The sequence below is a fragment of the Streptomyces sp. AC558_RSS880 genome, assembly GCF_019049255.1.
Lineage (GTDB): Bacteria > Actinomycetota > Actinomycetes > Streptomycetales > Streptomycetaceae > Streptomyces.
Genome location: NZ_JAGMUJ010000058.1, coordinates 1 through 15,090, shown reverse-complemented (window position 1 = coordinate 15,090; position 15,090 = coordinate 1). Strand labels below are relative to the sequence as shown.

The following is a 15,090-nucleotide window of genomic DNA, read 5'->3' as shown; positions in this document are numbered from 1 at the left end:
GATCCCGCGCTCGAGCATCAGCTCCTCGACCTCGCGGAACGACAGCGGGAAACGGAAGTACAGCCACACACAGTGGGAGATGACCTCGACCGGGTACCAGTGCCCCTTGTACGACAGCGACGCGCTCCTCACGGACGACCCTTCCCAGGTTGATCAACCCGAAGATCATCCCACCGGTCAGCCAACGTGACAGTGCCAGGCCGACTGCTTCCTTGCCTTCACGAGCATCGCCTGCACCCTCATCCGCCACCGCAGACTCGGTGGCCTCCCGCCGCGATAATTCGATGGCGCGCGCGAAGACGTCTGATCACCCTGATCCAGTGACAGAACCCAAGCACCAGATCCGAGCCCTGCACACGGACCGCACAATCACCGTCTACCAGGCGTACTCGTCGGCGATCGGTCTGGCGGCGGCCCGGGACGGCCGTTTCCCGGCGGTGTGGCAGCGGGACCGGATGACGTGGGTCATCAAGCCGCGTTCACAGACTGCAAGGGCCCGTGCTTGAGCGCCGGGCTGCATCAACTCCGTTGGGCAAGCCTGCCGGAATGTGGATCATGGAGCCGTGATGAAGTGGACGAAGAAGGCGGCTCCGGTCGAACAGCCGGAGCGTGAGCCCGGGCTCTCGGCGTACCAGCAGGCGATGCGGAACCGGCTTCTCGCGGCCCCCGTGGTGCCCGCTCCTGAACCCTGGCAGCCCGTCTTCGAGTACACCTACGGCGTTCCTGTCGGCGGACTGCTCGGGATCGGCTTCGCGACGCATCCCGACAGCGGACACGATCTGGTGATGGTCGTCTCCCACGACGGACATGGTCTCTTCGACGCCGTCACCGGGGAGAAGATCGCCAGGGACCGTGACCCCGACCCCGAGGACAGCACCCCCGACGCGGTTGCCGACCTGTCCTGCCCGGGGCTGGGGCCGATCGCCGGGAGTCGCGTACGCATCGCGGGGCTCTTCGGAGGAGGGCTTCACACCACCACCGAGGACGGCTGGACCCTGGAGGTCGTCACCCCGGCTTGGCCGAACGACCGTGTGCTGCTGTCCGGCGACGGCGGGCTGCCCCATGCCGGTCCGCACGGAGAGCGGTGGTGGCACATCTTCCACTCGCACTACTCCACATTCCGCACAGCCGGCTTCTCGCCTTCCGGACGCACCATCGCCGTGGCGACGAGCAGCGACCTCTCCCTGTGGACACGGGGAACGGCAACCCGTGTCCGCTCCCAGTGAGAAAGGACGGCGATGGACGAGGACGAGAGCCTGCGCCGATACGGTCTGTACCCCGTCGGGGTGGACCTCGAGGAGGTCCGGAGTCTGCTTACCGCGCGCGCCCGGCTGGAGAAGTGCGCACAGGGCGACGGGGACACGGAGCTGATGAGACTGTGCTGCGTGCAGTTGTTCAACGCCGGGAGTCCCGACGACGTGCTGCTCATCTGGCAGGCCAAGACCGCCAGTATGGACGCCGACTGCTCGATCGGCATCCAGTTGCCGTGCGGAGGCGGACTGCCCAGGACCAAGGCGTATCTGTCGGAACAGCGCTCACCCGAAGCCGACGCGGCGCTGCGACGACTGAACCTCTGTGAGGCAGCCGGCGACTTCGAGGGCTTCTCCGTCGAAGTGCACGCCGCCTACTACGCGCCCTGACGCACGAAAAGCCCCTGCGGGCGATCTCCCTTCTCGCGGGTCCAGTTGGTGGGGCATGATGATCAGCCGTCGACAGGACAGGGGTCCCGCCCGCGCTGTACCCACGGACGCCTGAGAGGATGCCGCATGACCCACTACCTGCGATTCTTCTTCGAGGCGGGCGTAGACACCCCGCTGTGGCCGGAGGACGTGGACAGCCCGTACGGCTACCCCTGTGAACTGGACAGGCTGCCGATCAGCCCGGCCATCCGAGAGGAACTGGCGAAGTTGTCCGAGTGGTATCAGTCGTCGATCGACTGGAAGTATCCGCCGGACCCCTCGCCGTGGTCGGACGAGGAGCGGCAGGCCTTCAAGCAGCGGGCGCACGCGGCCCTGGACACTCTGCGCCGTGAGCTGGGTACGGGCTGGACGGTCTGGGACGAGAGCCTGCTCTGAAGGGAGCGGCGTTTCTGTCCGAGTGGTGATGGATCTCTGGCGGAAAGGGCTCGTGAACACGGCTTGACGTGGATCAAGCCGTCGTTCCTGTGGATGATGTACCGCTGCGGGTGGGGCAGCAAGGAAGGCCAGGAGAGCGCCCTCGCCGTCGAGATCACCCGGGAAGGCTTCGAGTGGGCACTGCGATACGCCCGCCTGTCCCACTACGAGCACGGACTCCACACCGACCGCACCACGTGGAACCCCCGGTTGAGGCAAGCTCCCGCCCGGGTGCAGTGGGCCCCTGAACGCGACCTGCACCTCCAGCCGCTTCCCCACCGATCGCTCCAGCTCGGCCTCACCGGCGAAGCCGCACATCTTTACGCCGACGAGTGGATCGTCTTCATCACCGACGTCACACCGCTGGCCCGCACGATCCACGCCCACGTACGAGACGCAGAGCTGGACCTCGCCCGGCAACTCCTACCGCGTGAACGCCCCTACCCCGTGGACGATGAGACGCTGTCTGTGATGTACCGGCTATCGGGGAGGCTGGTGGCCCGTCCGGGCAGCGTGCGAAGGGCCTCGGACGGGCTCCGCCTCGTATGGTGCCTGTCCACGGACGCCGGCGGGCGACGACAGGCTGGGCGCCCCGCTGCGCGATAGAAGCGGCGGCTGAACGCGGTGGTGTGTCTTCACCCGCGCCCCATGCCCGTCGCGGTCCGCGCGCCGCGCCGTCTGCCGCGTTTACCGGTTGCCTTTGACGGTGTCGCGGCGCGGCCGGTTCGGCTCCCGGCCGATCTGCGCGGCGACCTGCCGGATCTCCGTCTCGCCGTAGGCGGTGCGCACCCCGGAGAAGCTGTATCCGGCGCGGCGGGCGAGGTCTTCCAGCCCGTAGGGGCGGCTGCCGTGGAACTCCCTTCCGTAGGCCAGCAGTTGGCGGATCTGGGCGTCGACGGCCTCCTTCTGTGTCTTCAGGTCCTCGAGCGCGAGCAGAAGCGGGTCGACCTGCTGGTCGTCGCTTGCGGCCTCCAGGTGGAGGGCGTCCCTCTCGCGCTGCTCGAGGATCTGCTCGCAGGCGTCGGCGTAGCAGTCCTCGGGGATGACGGTGCCCGGCTCGGGCAACGGATGGCGCAGGGCGGCCAGTTCTTCAATCGGATGCATGTTTGCGATAATCGCAAAAGATTGTGTTGAGCGCAATGCTTAGGTGGGGTCGACGAGCTGGCTGACGCGCTGGAGCCACATCCCGGAACGGCCCCCGTTTTGTCAGTGGCCACTCATAGGCTGCCGGGCATGGCCCGTTCCTGGACACGACTGCACGAGCACCTCGGCGTGCCGCCCGGCCCGCTCACCTTCGACATGGTCGCGAAGGCCGCGGCCGACCGGCTGGCCGAGTCCGACGATCTGGACTGGCAGGAGCACCTTCCCCAGCCGCCGCGCGAGGGACGCTGGAACGAGCTGGCCAAGGACGTCGCCGCGATGGCCAACACCCGTGGCGGCCTGATCATCTTCGGCGTGCGGGACACCACGTGCGAGCTGGTCGGCATCGACCACGGCGAGGTGAACATCGAGCAGTACGCACAGTGGATCCGCAACCACGTCCAGCCCTACCTGTCCGGCCTTACCTTCATACCCCTTCACTCGCCCGACGGCGCCCGCAGCGTCCTGGTCGCCGACGTCCCGGCCAGCCCCATGGCCCCCACCTCGTCTACGGCACCGCCGCCCGCGACAAGGACCAGCAGGCCGCCGTCGCCCCCTGCCGCGCACCGCTCCCCGCCTCACCCGCCCGGGCGCGAGCATCGTCGTCACAGAAGCCCGCGCCCGCGCCGACCAGATGCCCGGCAGCTGCACGGCTCCCGGCCCCCTGGCCGCTCTGCAGATCGTCATGAACAATCCGCGCCCCGGCTTGCGCCGCTGGGTGCTGAGCACGATGCCCCAGGGCGGTGGACGAGATCTACACCGAGCTCCACCACGAGGGGACCGTCGTGCTGGCCGCCAACCTGTCCTGGCAATCCCTGAGAAACAACCTCCGTGGCGACGAACCCGCCCCCTTCGGCCTGCTGGTCCACCAGGACTACGCCGGAGCGTGCTGCCGTGACCTCGGCGTTCTCGCCTCCGAACTGGCCCGCTATCTCCGGCTCGACAGCAACCTGCTGCTCAAGGCCACCATCACCGCCACCGCCTCGAAGAGCACACCGCTGGTCCCCGTCGTCATGCACCACCCGGGCTTCCCCGACATCCCCGCAGATGCCCGCCGTCCCCACACGATCCAGCCCACCGGTGGAGACCACACGCTCCAGGAGAGCACGCAGGAGGCGTTCGCCGACCTGATGAACCAGTTCGGCCTCGAGCCGTAGAGCAGCACCGAGCCCGCGCCCAGTCACCTCTGACAGAAAGCAGCCCCGCCGTGTTCCAGGAGACCCCCATCTACAGCCGCCTCATCACTGAACGCGGCGACGTCCCCGCCCAGGTGCGCGGCGAAGCCGACCGCATACACCGCCACCTGGCCCAGGTACTGCACCGGGCGCCCGCCTCCCAGCCGAGCATGCCGCGGAACGTTTTCGAGCCGAAGACCCCTCCCACCGTCCCGTAAGGGCTCAGGCCCGCAGAACAGGCCATGCCGTCCCCTCGCCGGCCCGGTGCCCGTCTGGCGCCCGAAGGCCCCTCACGCCAGCGCCCACCGAGCCCTCGACGACACCACCTCAGAAACGGTAACAGCTGTTACCATGCGGGTATGGCGAAGACACAACTGGGCGCACGCGTGGATGAGGACGTCGCGGAACTTGCGAGGAAGCGCGCCGCCGACCTGGGACTGAGCATCGGGGACTACCTCGCCCGGCTGGTGCAGGACGATGCCAGCGGCCTGCGTGCCCGCGCGGTGGACGCCGCCGCCCGCTTCCTGGCCGAACACCAGGCGATCTTCGACGAAGCCGAAGACGCCCAGCAAACGGAGACGGCTCGGGGAGCGCGCGCGGCCTGATGGATCTGCACATCGACGTTCCCTGGATCCTGCAGGTCGCCGAGGCCGCCGGGGTGAACGACCCGGCCCCCGATGACTACGGCGTCCCGGTCTCGGCGGTTGCTCGTCACCGGGCTGAACTGTTCGAGCAGCCCGTCTACGACGGCCCCTACGCCAAGGCCGCCGCCCTGGTGCACACGCTGGGCCGCTGCCGCTGGCTGGAGCGTTCCAACATGGCCGTCGCCGCCGCCACCGGCGTCATGTACCTCGAGGCCGCCGGGATCACCGTCAAACCCGCCCGCGAGGATGCCCTCGCCCTCAAGGACCTGCTCCTGGACCCGGCCTGCACCGCCGGGAAGATCGCCGTCCTGCTGCGCAGCTGGCCCACCGCCACCTGAAACCCGCCTGGCAGACTCACGAGAGGCGGACCATGCTCGCGACCGCCGAACGCGTACGCCCGGACGGCCCCTCGGCCCCCTGGAGATCTTCTGGCATGTACCGGCCGATCTCGCGTCGTGCGACGGTGACTGCGACTACCACCCGGTCGCATGCGGGGAGCCCGGCATCAGCGTGCCCGGCGGCATCCGCGAGGTGCCCGAGAACCTGACCGAACCCGGCCAGCGGCGGTGCACCGCCTGCAGCCCGTCGCGGACGGTGTACGTACGCAACTGAGTGGTCCTGGGCATCTCATGCACTCTTTCTGCCGGGCCGGTCACCCGGTATGCGTGTGAGGACTGGATGCTCGACCACGGTGCGGGCAGCCACCTGCCCCTCACCTACCCAGCGTGGAGCCTGCAGGGAGACAGCCGGCTGCTGATAGCCCCCGGCACACGACCATCGACGACATGGCACTGGTTGCCGCGGCCCGCGCACGGCGAAGACCCACACAGCCCAGCCACCTCGCCACCGCCCCGGCCCGTAAGTCCGGGCTCCGCAAGGCGGCTGCCCACCGGGCTGCTGGAGACCGGGACGACGACAATCACGCCTTTCTGCGGCGACTTCCCTTGCAGACCGGACGTGCCGAGGGCGGTTATGGCACCGTGTCCTCGGGCCTGGTCCGTCACTCCCCCCGTGGTGGCGGACCAGGCCTTCATGGCCGGTGCCGAAAAGCAGGCCGCCGCTCGGTGGTGCCCCGGCCGGGGTTTCCCTGAGCACCGGCACCCGGCCCGGGGACACCAGGGACGCATGTTCTGGCGGGCGAGGGCGGACTCCGAAAGGGTCAGCGGATGACCTGGGTCGTTTCGTGCCGGTGGCTCCCGGCTGGGTTGATCCGTGGACAGTTCTTGCTGGTTGTCCCGGCCGGTGTCGAGGGCCGGGGATACGGTGGCCGGGTGAACGGACCGAACGCACCGGCCGGACCTGGCGCACCCGTCCGCCCCGGCGTGCCGGGGGCCTTGCTGCCCTTTTTGGGAAGTGACGAGGAGGTCGTCGCGTTCTTTGCCGCAGTCGCGGATCTGGATGCGACGGATCCGTCCTGCCAGGCGCTGGAGAACGGGGTCCGGCTTGCCTCCGGGGCCCGGCTGGAGCAGTTCGCGCGGGCGGGCTCGGGGGACGCCCTCTGTTTCGTCGGCGAGGGCGGCGAAGAACGCCCGGTGGTGTATGTGAGCCTGGACGGCGTGGCCGGCCCGCTCGCGGTCGGGTTGCAGGAGTTGGTGCGGTTGTGTCTCGTGGCACCGTGGTGGCGGGACGCTGCCGGCCGGACGGCCGAGGAACTCCAGGCAGTCGCCGACGAGTACCGGCAGGACATGCCCGACATCGGCGAACGACGCGACCGTGCGGCCCGGGCACTCGGTCTCGACCGGGCCCAGCTGTCCTCCGAGGCGACCGTTCTGGCCCGTCTTGTGGATCTGTCTCGGGGACCGGTGGCCGAGGCCTGTCTCGTCGTCGGCAATGAGGGCGATCCGCTCGACCCCCTCTTCGGCGCCGCCCCCGCCCGCCCCTGACCGAACGGTCACCGGAGCCCGGACTGGGTACCGGGTCGCCTGGGCCGTCCCCAGCCCGGCCCGCGGCCAGCCGGGCGACGGCGAGCGGTCAAGACTCAGCCAGACCGGACACTGGTGGGTACGGACCAAGCGGAGACCCATGAGGACACCCGAACGGGTGACAGGTCGTTCACTGCGCAACCAGAACAGCCCCATGGCCGCTCCTTTCCCTGCAGCAGCATTCGTTCACCTGTAGGGGGAGCACTCTCTTGCGTATCCGTTCCGTCCTGGCCGCCGCCGTTACCGCGAGCGCCCTGGCCGCCCTGATTCCTGCCGTGTCGGCTCAGGCCGCCGAGTACAGCTCCGCTGTGAAGGTCCGCGGCGTCCAGTACGACGCCCCCGGCCGGGATTCCAACAGCTGCTCCACGGGCAACACCGACGAGGAGTACCTGACGGTCAAGAACTACTCGTCCTCGGCGACGGTCAATCTCAAGGGTTACGTCGTCAAGGACGCCGCCGGTAACCGCTTCACCTTCACCGCCAGCCACTACCTGCAGCCTGGCGACTTCATCAAGCTGCGCGGCGGCCACGGCACCGACTCCGACGCGGGCAACGTGGTCTACCGCAACAACTGCAACTTCCTGTGGAACAACGACAAGGACACCATCTATCTGTACAAGCCCTCCGGTGGCCGCGCGGACGTGCACTCCTACACCAAGCGTGACCACGACCGGGACGGCAACGGCTACATCGGCTACCACGGTTGAAGCCCGCATCCCATGAGCCGACCTGCCTGACCTTCCTGCCGAAACGGCCCCGCACCGACCGCGTAGAGCGCGCATGACTGGGTGAGTTTCCGTGCCCGGCCCGGACCGCAGGAGCGGTCCGGTTGCGGGTAGAGGGCTGACCGCTGGGGAGTGGAGCGCGAGGGCGGCGCGTACCCGCGCAGGGTACGCGCCGCCCTCGCATGTGTCGGTGCTGAGGGACGTCAGGCCGACGCTCGGCGGGACCGGCGCAGGAACGCACCCTTCCGGTGCGGTCGCTGAAGTGTTCAGCCGCAGTCGTTGCGGTTGATTTTCAGGGAGCGGGTCTGGTCGTTGAGGTTGTAGCCGCGCAGGTCGTGGATGGAGCCGCCGCTGCGGGTGACGCACACCCAGCGGCCGGAGTGGTTGCGTTTTTCGTACACGCGGGCGGTGCGGTCGGAGTTGTTGCGGATCGAGCTGCCGCGGTCACGGATCGCGGAGGGCAGGTCCTTCACGCTGCCGTCCGAGGCACGCCGCACCCAGGGCTGCCCGCCGAAGTTGATCTCGGGGTAGATACACACATAGCCGGACGGGCAGTCGATCCCGGCCCGTGCCGGGCCGGTCTCGGTGGAAGCAGACGCCGGAGCGGTCATCGGCAGGACGGTCAGGGCGGCGACGGCCGTGGCACGCATCAGGTTTTTGATCACGGCACTACAGATACTGGCTGATGGGTGTGGATCGGGCTGAATGGACCGGGGTTCACTCCTCTGGAGGAGACTGTACGGCCGGTTTCGTCACCGCCGTCATCGCCGTCATCGCCGTCACCGCCGTCAGCGTTGGCGTTACGGACGGCCGGGCCGCAGTGCACCTGGAGGAGTTCCGGCTTCGCGGGCTCCCGAACCGACGTCGTCCTGGTCGTTGATGAGGTGAGGTAGCGGCCGACTGCCCGGGTGTTCATGACCGTTGCGGCTCGGCTCTGTGCGCGGGCGACGTCCGGGGGAGTGTCAGTGCCGTCGTCTACGGTCGTCGTGTTCCCTGTGTGGGGACCGTTGTGCTCTCGCCTGGCCTCTATGGCCGGCCAGGCGAGAGTGGATGCCCGCTTCCCCCATTGTTTCGGCACGGGGACGGGCCCTTCCGGATGGAAGGCCGACACCAACGGCGTCATGTTCTATTGACGTCTCTTTGGCGTGCAATTGCAAGGAGAACCGGGAACTTCCACCCGCCAGCGCGCCGACTTGCCTTCCTTGGCCGCCGATGCTCCTACGGCCGCCGGCGGCCTCGATGATCGCTATTGTTCCGTGATTCCTTGATCACGTGGCGTAGCAACTGCCCGTCGTTCCATGCTGGTTGCCCTCCCCGGACCGGTGGCCTCGGCACCCGCCTGTCCGGGGACCCGGCGGCGTCCGGATGAGCCGCCGGGACAGCAGGGCCCGACACCCACCGGCTCAAAGGAGAGACCAGGGGATGGAACCGAAGCAGATAGTGATCCTCACCGTCACGATGACGGTCTTCACGTGGAGCGGGGTGATGGTGGCGGCCGGCCAGACGGCAGCGGCCGCCGCGCTGGCCCCGGCTCTCGCCGTCACCGTGCAGCAGATCGTCCACACCGCCCGCACCCACGGCGCACCCCGCCCCGTGGAGGCGGCGGACAAGGAGGACGACGCCCCGTGACGACGCCCACCGACCCGTCGGTGCCCCCCGACAGACCGCGGCCCGGCCGCAAACTCGGTCCCATCGCAGACAACGTCAGCAGTACCCACCGCGCCTGGCTGGAACCGATGCGCGAGATCTACCTGGCCAGCGGCCTGACCTTGAACGGCCTCAGCAGTCGGATCAGCTTCGCGAAGTCCAAGCTCTCCGAACTGCTGCGCGGCGTGGGCCTGTACCCGCGCTGGGAGGTCGTCTTCCTGATCGCGGCCGAGCTGGGCATGCCGAACTGGCCCCTGTACCGACTGTGGCGGCAGGCGGCGTTCGAGGCCCACCGGAGCGGAGAGTGGGTCGAACGCAGCACGGAGCGCACCGCCATCCTGACGGCCACGCACACGGCCCCGCCCTTGGACTACCGCGCCTTCCGCGAGTTGATGGAGGGCGACTACCTCCTGTACGCCCAGGTCTTCCTCGACGACGACCAGCGCGACACCGCCGTCTCGGACACCTTCGACATCCTCTGGCTGTCCTGGAACGACGCCCTCGCCAGCCACGACACCCGCCGCTTCGCCTGGAACGTCCTGCGGGCCACCGTCATGGCCCGCACCCCGCACCGCGACGGCCGGCCCGAACTGGGCACGGCCGCCTTCGACACCGTCGCCCTGCGCTCCCTCGCCGACCCGGCCGACTTCATGGACCAGATCCCCGAGCTCATGGAGCTGTTCACCGCGATCAGCCACCTGCCCGGCCGCCAGTTCGACGTCATGGTGCTGCGCCGCCTGTGCGGCTTCGCCCCCGAGGCCGTCTCAGCGCTGGTGGGAGCCTCACTGGCCACCGTCCGCTCCGACGAACGCCACGCCACCCGCTTTTTGGAGAGCGTCCTGTGCCCGCCGCCCTCGACCGAAGGAAAGACCCCGTGACCCGCATCGAAGAGCTCCTCTCCAGAGCACTGCTCGCCCGCGAACGCACCGTCCCCCGTGAAACCCCCAAACCCGCCTCGACCGCAGCAGGCACACGCCCCACCGGCACTCCCGCCCAGGACAACACGCCCAACACAGCCGCCCAGGACCTGCACGCCCTGTGCGAAACCCTCGTCCTGCACACCCCACCCGCCACCGTCACCAAGTTCGTCACCGACCAAGTTCCCGAACCACGCAGCGCCCTGGTCCTCGCCTGCATCCTGCAACTGACCGACACCGACGAGGGCGCACGCTTTTGGTGGCAGTACGCCGCCGGCGCCGGACAGGCCGCCGCCGCCTACTGCCTCTACCTGCACCACCTCTCACTGGGAGAGCGGAACACGGCCGAGTGGTGGCACCGGCAGACCGACGACGTCCAGCCCCCGCCCGAGCCCCCGGCCTGGGACGACGGCAGCACCTGGAATCCCGCAGACCACCGGATCACCAGCGCCTCCACCACCCAGTTCATGCGCATCCTGCGCCACCTCGCCAAGCAGACCGTGCGGTCACGGCCCGCCGCGGTCAGCAAACTCATGGCCTACATCCCCGCCGCCGTCACGGCCGGCTACCTCCGCGAGCCCGACACCGAGCTTCCCCTGCCCGGCGACGAATTCGCCCGCCGCATCAACCGCCTGCTTGCCGCGACAGACCGCCCCCACACCTGGCAGAGACGGCCCAAGCCTCCCGCTGCAGGCCACCACGAGGCGTCCACCACCACCGAGTCTGTCGAACGGACGTACCTGCAGACAGTTCCCGAACAAATGGGCACCGCCAAACGCTGAGCACAGCTGCGGGCCGCGCCGTCTGCCGGGAGCGGCCCGCAGCCCAGGAGCCCACGCGAGTCCGGGGACCGCCAACACCTGGTACGGCGCGGCCGCACCCCCAGTTGTACGGCCTCTGCGTCCAGACGGTTGGGGCAGAGCCCGGCTGTAGATGCGTGTTCATGCACGGCGACCCGGTCCTGGAGATCATTGCTGGGGAGTCTAGAGAGTCGGGGGATACGGCACGGCCGTCTCCGCTGCTGCAGGGTAAGGCTGCACCTTCCCGACCTGACCGAGAGTGTCCTGACCGGTGCCGTGCGGCTCGGTAAAGGGGGTGAAGCGGGCGGGCGGATGGTCGATGGGCAGGTCGGGGCGCCAGGCGGTGAGGATCTGGGCGCTGCACTCGAACAGGCCCGACGGCAGCGCGTCCAGCGGCCACCACCTCCAGTCGCCGACCCGCTCGCCCGGCTGGTCGGCGGGCTCGCCGCTCCACTGTGTGACAAGCGCGCCGAACGTGATCCGGACGACGCCGCCAACCTGGTCCAGGAGCATGCCCAGCAGGCGCACGTCGGCCGGGTCCGCGTGCAGGCCGGTCTCCTCGGCCAGTTCGCGCACGACCGCCTCCTCCAGCGACTCGCCCGGCTCCACCGTGCCGCCGGGCAGCTCGACGGTCCCCCGCCGGTGGCGGCCGAGCAGCAGACCGCGCGGTCCCACCAGCACCGCGCCGACCCCGGCCGCCGCGTGTGCGACGGGCGGCCGGGCGGTGCGGGGACGAGAGGTGATCCGGGCCGGCCTGCGGACCTGGAAGAGCCGGTAGGAGGCCTGGTTGCCCTCCTCGGGCGCGTCCAGCACGGTGACCTCCTCGGCACGCAGCCCGTACTGCGCGAGCAGGTCCGTCCACAGCTTTGTGGTGAGCACCCACATGTGCCCGGTCAGTTCGCCGCCGCCGGCCAGACGCAGGATCTCCGGACGGGACTCCACCTCCGAAGAAGGGCCGTTGCCGGACGAGTTGGTGTGCAGCACGGTGAAGTACAGCCGTCCGCCGGGCCGGAGGGCCGCCGCCAGGGCGGGCAGCAGTCGGTGCGGGTCGATGAAGTGGACGGCGGACAGGGAGTAGATCACGTCATACGGTGCCGAAGCGCGCAGATACCCGACGGCGTCGGCCTGGATCAACCGCAGGCCCGGCAGGTCGCCGTAGCGCGCTCGTGCGCGCTCGATCTGAGTCGGTGAGAGGTCGACGGCGTCCACGGCGGCGTGATGGGTACGGACCAGGTGGGCGGCGTGCCGGCCCGGGCCACAGCCCAGGTCGAGCACCCGCAGACCCGCCAGGTCACCGAGGACAGCGTCCCCCGGCCCCGTTCCCGCCGGACCCCAGGCGATCTCGTCCACCTCGGGCAGGGGCGTGGCCCGGCTGAGGTGATGCGCCCCGTAGGCGTGCCACATCGCGGCATTGACCTGCTCGGCATCGGCCGTACCGGATGCGTCGGGTGCCGTCATCACGTCCCCTCCCCGGACTCGTCGCCGAGCCGCTTCATCACGTCGTCCCACCCGTCATCGGGCACCGTCCCGTCTCCGGTCTGCTGCCGAGCGCCGATCCAACCCCCTGCTCTCCAACGTGCCTGAGCACTTGGCGGTCACCGACGAACCGGGCCAGCTTTCCGGCGGTATGGGTGCTGGTGCTGTACAGATGGTGGTCGGTCATGGAGAACAGACCCTAGCCCGGCGAGCGTCTGCGGTGATCACCACTACTCTGGGCGAGCCCGCTCCGCCCGTGATGGACCGCCGGCCGAGGGGCGGGAACTGGCGGTGTGGCGGGCCAGGGCCGTGTGCTGTCCCCTGCCGGGCATCCCACAGCGTCGCGCCCCCACCCGCACCACCGGTTGGTGTCGCCCTCGGGAAGCCGGTGCCCGGTCCGGTAGGAGACCTGGACCGGCCACACCAGGTGCAGCGGGACGGCGACAACGATCAGCACCCACATCGTGATCCGCAGCGCTCGTAGCGTGCCTGACCCACTCACCGTATCCCCCTCAGTTTCTCCGGCAAGGGGACGTAGCGGCTGGGCCCGGGGATCGCCAGAGTGCCCTCACCTGATGGGGTCCTGATCTGGTTATCGATCACGCTGCGTTCTGGAAGTGTCATCCGATAGGGAGTGGAGGAAAGTCCGGCAGCGGACGATGTCCTCGTCGGCCGGGCTGTCGTCCGGGTACGGGAAGCAGGCCAGGAACGCGCAGGGGCGGTCGGAGCGGGAGCCACGCCACTGGGCGGCATCGCGCACCATGGGATCGCGGGTGCCGACGCAGAGCGTCTCGGCCGCGAGGCCGCTCCAGAGCACGCGGGCCTGCTCCTGGGCGGGGGTGACGATGATCAGCATGTCACCGGGCTCAACGAGGGTCTGGTCCGCGTTCTCGTCCCACGCCAGCGCCAGCGTCGGCCCGTCGAGGCTGAGCGCGATGTACGGCGACTCCGTCCGTGATTCCGGACGCAGCCTGCACGGTTTGCTCAGTGCGCGGTGAGAGTCGGTCCGGGCATGAGGGTTTGGAGGTTCCTGCCGTGTTGCAGGGATGGAAGGGGGGCGTGCCCGGGCTTGGGTGTCCGGGGCGCTGGGAGGCCGTATCACAGGGGGCGCTATGAGTGGGATTCGTCCGGTCGCCAATGGGCTGCGTACCGATCACCCGGTTCCGGGGCTGCCGTTCATCAACGACGAACGGCTACCCCTGGACAATCCCGACGCGATCGAGCGGACCGGCCGCAACCAGGGCGAAGGGCTGTGGGGGCGCATGGATCCCTTACCCGGCGGGGGATGGGTGGCCTTCACGACCGAGACGAAGAGGTGAGATGCCACTGAACGCGGACAGGAACCTCTGCGCCCCGCCCACGGAGCGGAAGCCCTTCATCACCCGTTCGCGTTGCCTCGTCGGCTGGTGGCTGTTCTCGGCCCGGTTGTTCAGTCCTTTGTGCGAGCGGTGCTCGACGCAGGGCATGACCTCGCGGTGGGCGGCGCTGCAGGAGCGGAGCTTGTCGGTGACGATCACCCTCGGCACTGCCCGGGTCTTCGTCATCAGCCTGCGGAGGAACCGTCTGGCCGCGGCCTTGTCGCGGCGGTTCTGCACGAGGATGTCGAGGACGTTGCCGTCCCGGTCCACAGCCCGCCACAGATACTTCTGCTCGCCGTTGATCTTGATGAAGACTTCGTCGAGATGCCATGTGTCGCCGGGCCGGGGACGCCTGCGGCGAAGCCCGTTCGCGTAGGCCCGCCCGAACTTCCGACACCACCGTCGCACGGTCTCGTACGAGACGATCACGCCGCGCTCGAGCATCAGTTCCTCGACCTCGCGGTAGGACAACGGGAAGCGGAAGTACAGCCACACGCAGTGGGAGATCACCTCGACCGGGTACCGGTGCCCCTTGCACGACGGCGACGTGACCTCCACGGACGACCCCCTCCACCACGATCAACCCGGAGATCATCCCACCCGCTCAGCCAACGTGACAGCGCCCGTCTTGGACCACCCCGGCATCAGCTCAGGTGCACATACGACAATGCAAGCCCACACTTCAAGCTCGATGGCTGCTTCCAGCATCCGCACCCGAGCGGTATGCAGATCAGTCCACTTCCTGTGAAGAGGCCCCCCGTCCGGTGACCACTTGAACTCCGTACCGGCCGGAACGCCCAGCTCCTGCCGCAGCCGGGCGAGCTGCTCGCGGTAGGGCTGAAGCGACTCCCGGGAAAAGATCACTGACCCGTAGGCGTGGAGGGCCCCGAGACCCCCCTCGGGACGTCCTTTCGCTTACGCGAGCTGTCGTCCATGAACGCGAAGTACACGGTGGGAAAGCCTAGGCCGACCGCATGGATCAGGTTCTGGCTCTTGCACAACCTTGTACTGGTAAACCGCACCCTGCCCGCGCGTCGACTGTCTCACCGCTGCGAGTGGAAGCGAGCCCCCTTTAGAAGCCGTATCTCAACCGAACGTGATCCCTTGATTTCTGCTGGTCAGGAATGGTTTCGCTCGGGTTGAGGGAGGCATGCCGACGTCTTGTATCCGCT

General features: G+C 68.9%; 18 protein-coding genes and 4 pseudogenes. 15 read left to right on the top strand and 7 right to left on the bottom strand.

The window, feature by feature from the left end; translation table 11 throughout:
- Positions 1-117: pseudogene (locus KUM38_RS41960) on the bottom strand (IS6 family transposase); the annotation flags it as partial.
- Positions 118-284: 167 nt separating this feature from the next.
- Here KUM38_RS41960 and KUM38_RS20225 point away from each other — a divergent pair.
- From KUM38_RS20225 to KUM38_RS20205, 5 genes and pseudogenes are all read left to right on the top strand, one after another.
- Positions 285-476 (top strand): annotated as a pseudogene (locus tag KUM38_RS20225) (DUF4291 family protein); the annotation flags it as partial.
- Positions 477-566: 90 nt separating this feature from the next.
- Complete coding sequence (locus tag KUM38_RS20220) at positions 567-1,226, top strand: hypothetical protein (RefSeq protein ID WP_217130806.1); 660 nt, start codon at positions 567-569, stop codon at positions 1,224-1,226.
- 12 nt (positions 1,227-1,238) lie between these two features.
- The gene (locus KUM38_RS20215) at positions 1,239-1,640 is read left to right on the top strand and encodes a hypothetical protein (protein ID WP_217130805.1); all 402 of its coding nucleotides are present in this window, start codon (positions 1,239-1,241) and stop codon (positions 1,638-1,640) included.
- Positions 1,641-1,766: 126 nt separating this feature from the next.
- Complete coding sequence (locus tag KUM38_RS20210; RefSeq protein ID WP_217130804.1) at positions 1,767-2,075, top strand: hypothetical protein; 309 nt, start codon at positions 1,767-1,769, stop codon at positions 2,073-2,075.
- A gap of 63 nt (positions 2,076-2,138) precedes the next feature.
- A pseudogene (locus KUM38_RS20205) lies at positions 2,139-2,594 on the top strand (DUF4291 domain-containing protein); the annotation flags it as partial.
- A gap of 207 nt (positions 2,595-2,801) precedes the next feature.
- Here KUM38_RS20205 and KUM38_RS20200 read toward each other — a convergent pair.
- Positions 2,802-3,218 (bottom strand): hypothetical protein, encoded by a 417-nt coding sequence (locus KUM38_RS20200; RefSeq protein WP_217130802.1) that lies wholly within the window; start codon positions 3,216-3,218, stop codon positions 2,802-2,804.
- A 129-nt stretch (positions 3,219-3,347) separates the two neighbouring features.
- On the opposite strand from KUM38_RS20200, the gene KUM38_RS20195 reads away from it, so the two are divergent.
- The 5 genes from KUM38_RS20195 to KUM38_RS20175 all read left to right on the top strand — a co-directional run bounded on the left by KUM38_RS20195 (position 3,348) and on the right by KUM38_RS20175 (position 5,411).
- Positions 3,348-4,073 carry a helix-turn-helix domain-containing protein gene (locus KUM38_RS20195; protein WP_217130801.1) on the top strand — a complete coding sequence of 242 codons (726 nt, stop codon included), beginning with the start codon at positions 3,348-3,350 and terminating at the stop codon, positions 4,071-4,073.
- Entirely contained in the window at positions 4,040-4,411 is a 372-nt protein-coding gene (locus KUM38_RS20190) for a hypothetical protein (RefSeq protein ID WP_217130800.1), read from the top strand. The genes KUM38_RS20195 and KUM38_RS20190 overlap by 34 nt, the downstream gene beginning before the upstream one ends.
- 50 nt (positions 4,412-4,461) lie before the next feature.
- On the top strand, positions 4,462-4,647 hold the full coding sequence (locus tag KUM38_RS20185; protein ID WP_217130799.1) for a hypothetical protein: 186 nt from the start codon (positions 4,462-4,464) through the stop codon (positions 4,645-4,647).
- Positions 4,648-4,788: 141 nt separating this feature from the next.
- A complete protein-coding gene (locus tag KUM38_RS20180; RefSeq protein WP_217130798.1) occupies positions 4,789-5,034 on the top strand; it encodes a hypothetical protein in 246 nt (81 codons plus the stop codon).
- Positions 5,034-5,411, top strand: a complete 378-nt coding sequence (locus tag KUM38_RS20175) for a fic family toxin-antitoxin system, toxin component (RefSeq protein ID WP_217130797.1) — start codon at positions 5,034-5,036, stop codon at positions 5,409-5,411. The genes KUM38_RS20180 and KUM38_RS20175 overlap by 1 nt, the downstream gene beginning before the upstream one ends.
- Positions 5,412-5,546: 135 nt before the next feature.
- Here the strand turns inward: KUM38_RS20175 and KUM38_RS20170 are convergent, their stop codons facing one another.
- On the bottom strand, positions 5,547-5,699 hold the full coding sequence (locus KUM38_RS20170; RefSeq protein WP_217130796.1) for a hypothetical protein: 153 nt from the start codon (positions 5,697-5,699) through the stop codon (positions 5,547-5,549).
- Positions 5,700-6,239: 540 nt separating this feature from the next.
- On the opposite strand from KUM38_RS20170, the gene KUM38_RS20165 reads away from it, so the two are divergent.
- Together KUM38_RS20165 and KUM38_RS20160 are read left to right on the top strand one after the other, a co-directional pair.
- Positions 6,240-6,956: a hypothetical protein gene (locus KUM38_RS20165; RefSeq protein WP_254397486.1), complete on the top strand. Its 717-nt coding sequence runs from the start codon at positions 6,240-6,242 to the stop codon at positions 6,954-6,956.
- Positions 6,957-7,204: 248 nt separating this feature from the next.
- Entirely contained in the window at positions 7,205-7,702 is a 498-nt protein-coding gene (locus KUM38_RS20160) for a lamin tail domain-containing protein (protein ID WP_217130795.1), read from the top strand.
- A 284-nt stretch (positions 7,703-7,986) separates the two neighbouring features.
- Here KUM38_RS20160 and KUM38_RS20155 read toward each other — a convergent pair whose 3' ends face one another.
- Complete coding sequence (locus tag KUM38_RS20155; RefSeq protein ID WP_254397485.1) at positions 7,987-8,370, bottom strand: peptidase inhibitor family I36 protein; 384 nt, start codon at positions 8,368-8,370, stop codon at positions 7,987-7,989.
- Positions 8,371-9,142: 772 nt separating this feature from the next.
- Between KUM38_RS20155 and KUM38_RS20150 the strand changes: the two genes are divergently transcribed.
- Genes KUM38_RS20150 through KUM38_RS20140 form a run of 3 tightly spaced genes read left to right on the top strand, consistent with a single transcriptional unit; the run spans position 9,143 to position 11,066 of the window.
- Positions 9,143-9,349, top strand: a complete 207-nt coding sequence (locus tag KUM38_RS20150; protein WP_217130794.1) for a hypothetical protein — start codon at positions 9,143-9,145, stop codon at positions 9,347-9,349.
- Positions 9,346-10,245 (top strand): sigma-70 family RNA polymerase sigma factor, encoded by a 900-nt coding sequence (locus KUM38_RS20145; protein ID WP_308408999.1) that lies wholly within the window; start codon positions 9,346-9,348, stop codon positions 10,243-10,245. Before KUM38_RS20150 ends, KUM38_RS20145 begins: the two co-directional genes overlap by 4 nt.
- Positions 10,242-11,066 (top strand): hypothetical protein, encoded by an 825-nt coding sequence (locus KUM38_RS20140; protein ID WP_217130793.1) that lies wholly within the window; start codon positions 10,242-10,244, stop codon positions 11,064-11,066. The genes KUM38_RS20145 and KUM38_RS20140 overlap by 4 nt, the downstream gene beginning before the upstream one ends.
- A gap of 201 nt (positions 11,067-11,267) precedes the next feature.
- Here the strand turns inward: KUM38_RS20140 and KUM38_RS20135 are convergent, their stop codons facing one another.
- The 3 genes and pseudogenes from KUM38_RS20135 to KUM38_RS20125 all read right to left on the bottom strand — a co-directional run.
- The gene (locus KUM38_RS20135; protein WP_254397484.1) at positions 11,268-12,542 is read right to left on the bottom strand and encodes a bifunctional class I SAM-dependent methyltransferase/NUDIX hydrolase; all 1,275 of its coding nucleotides are present in this window, start codon (positions 12,540-12,542) and stop codon (positions 11,268-11,270) included.
- 610 nt (positions 12,543-13,152) lie between these two features.
- Complete coding sequence (locus KUM38_RS20130; RefSeq protein ID WP_217130792.1) at positions 13,153-13,416, bottom strand: hypothetical protein; 264 nt, start codon at positions 13,414-13,416, stop codon at positions 13,153-13,155.
- Between the two features lie 454 nt (positions 13,417-13,870).
- Positions 13,871-14,476 (bottom strand): annotated as a pseudogene (locus KUM38_RS20125) (IS6 family transposase); the annotation flags it as partial.
- Positions 14,477-15,090 lie beyond the last annotated feature (614 nt).

What these genes read in the sequence shown, in the direction of transcription:
- KUM38_RS20215 (WP_217130805.1), top strand. Translation starts at nt 1,239, where the DNA reads ATGGACGAGGACGAGAGCCTGCGCCGATACGGTCTGTACCCCGTCGGG.
- KUM38_RS20135 (WP_254397484.1), bottom strand. Translation starts at nt 12,542, where the DNA reads ATGACGGCACCCGACGCATCCGGTACGGCCGATGCCGAGCAGGTCAAT.
- KUM38_RS20170 (WP_217130796.1), bottom strand. Translation starts at nt 5,699, where the DNA reads ATGCCCAGGACCACTCAGTTGCGTACGTACACCGTCCGCGACGGGCTG.
- KUM38_RS20150 (WP_217130794.1), top strand. Translation starts at nt 9,143, where the DNA reads ATGGAACCGAAGCAGATAGTGATCCTCACCGTCACGATGACGGTCTTC.
- KUM38_RS20195 (WP_217130801.1), top strand. Translation starts at nt 3,348, where the DNA reads ATGGCCCGTTCCTGGACACGACTGCACGAGCACCTCGGCGTGCCGCCC.
- KUM38_RS20165 (WP_254397486.1), top strand. Translation starts at nt 6,240, where the DNA reads ATGACCTGGGTCGTTTCGTGCCGGTGGCTCCCGGCTGGGTTGATCCGT.
- KUM38_RS20130 (WP_217130792.1), bottom strand. Translation starts at nt 13,416, where the DNA reads ATGCTGATCATCGTCACCCCCGCCCAGGAGCAGGCCCGCGTGCTCTGG.
- KUM38_RS20220 (WP_217130806.1), top strand. Translation starts at nt 567, where the DNA reads ATGAAGTGGACGAAGAAGGCGGCTCCGGTCGAACAGCCGGAGCGTGAG.
- KUM38_RS20200 (WP_217130802.1), bottom strand. Translation starts at nt 3,218, where the DNA reads ATGCATCCGATTGAAGAACTGGCCGCCCTGCGCCATCCGTTGCCCGAG.
- KUM38_RS20175 (WP_217130797.1), top strand. Translation starts at nt 5,034, where the DNA reads ATGGATCTGCACATCGACGTTCCCTGGATCCTGCAGGTCGCCGAGGCC.
- KUM38_RS20155 (WP_254397485.1), bottom strand. Translation starts at nt 8,370, where the DNA reads ATGCGTGCCACGGCCGTCGCCGCCCTGACCGTCCTGCCGATGACCGCT.
- KUM38_RS20180 (WP_217130798.1), top strand. Translation starts at nt 4,789, where the DNA reads ATGGCGAAGACACAACTGGGCGCACGCGTGGATGAGGACGTCGCGGAA.
- KUM38_RS20210 (WP_217130804.1), top strand. Translation starts at nt 1,767, where the DNA reads ATGACCCACTACCTGCGATTCTTCTTCGAGGCGGGCGTAGACACCCCG.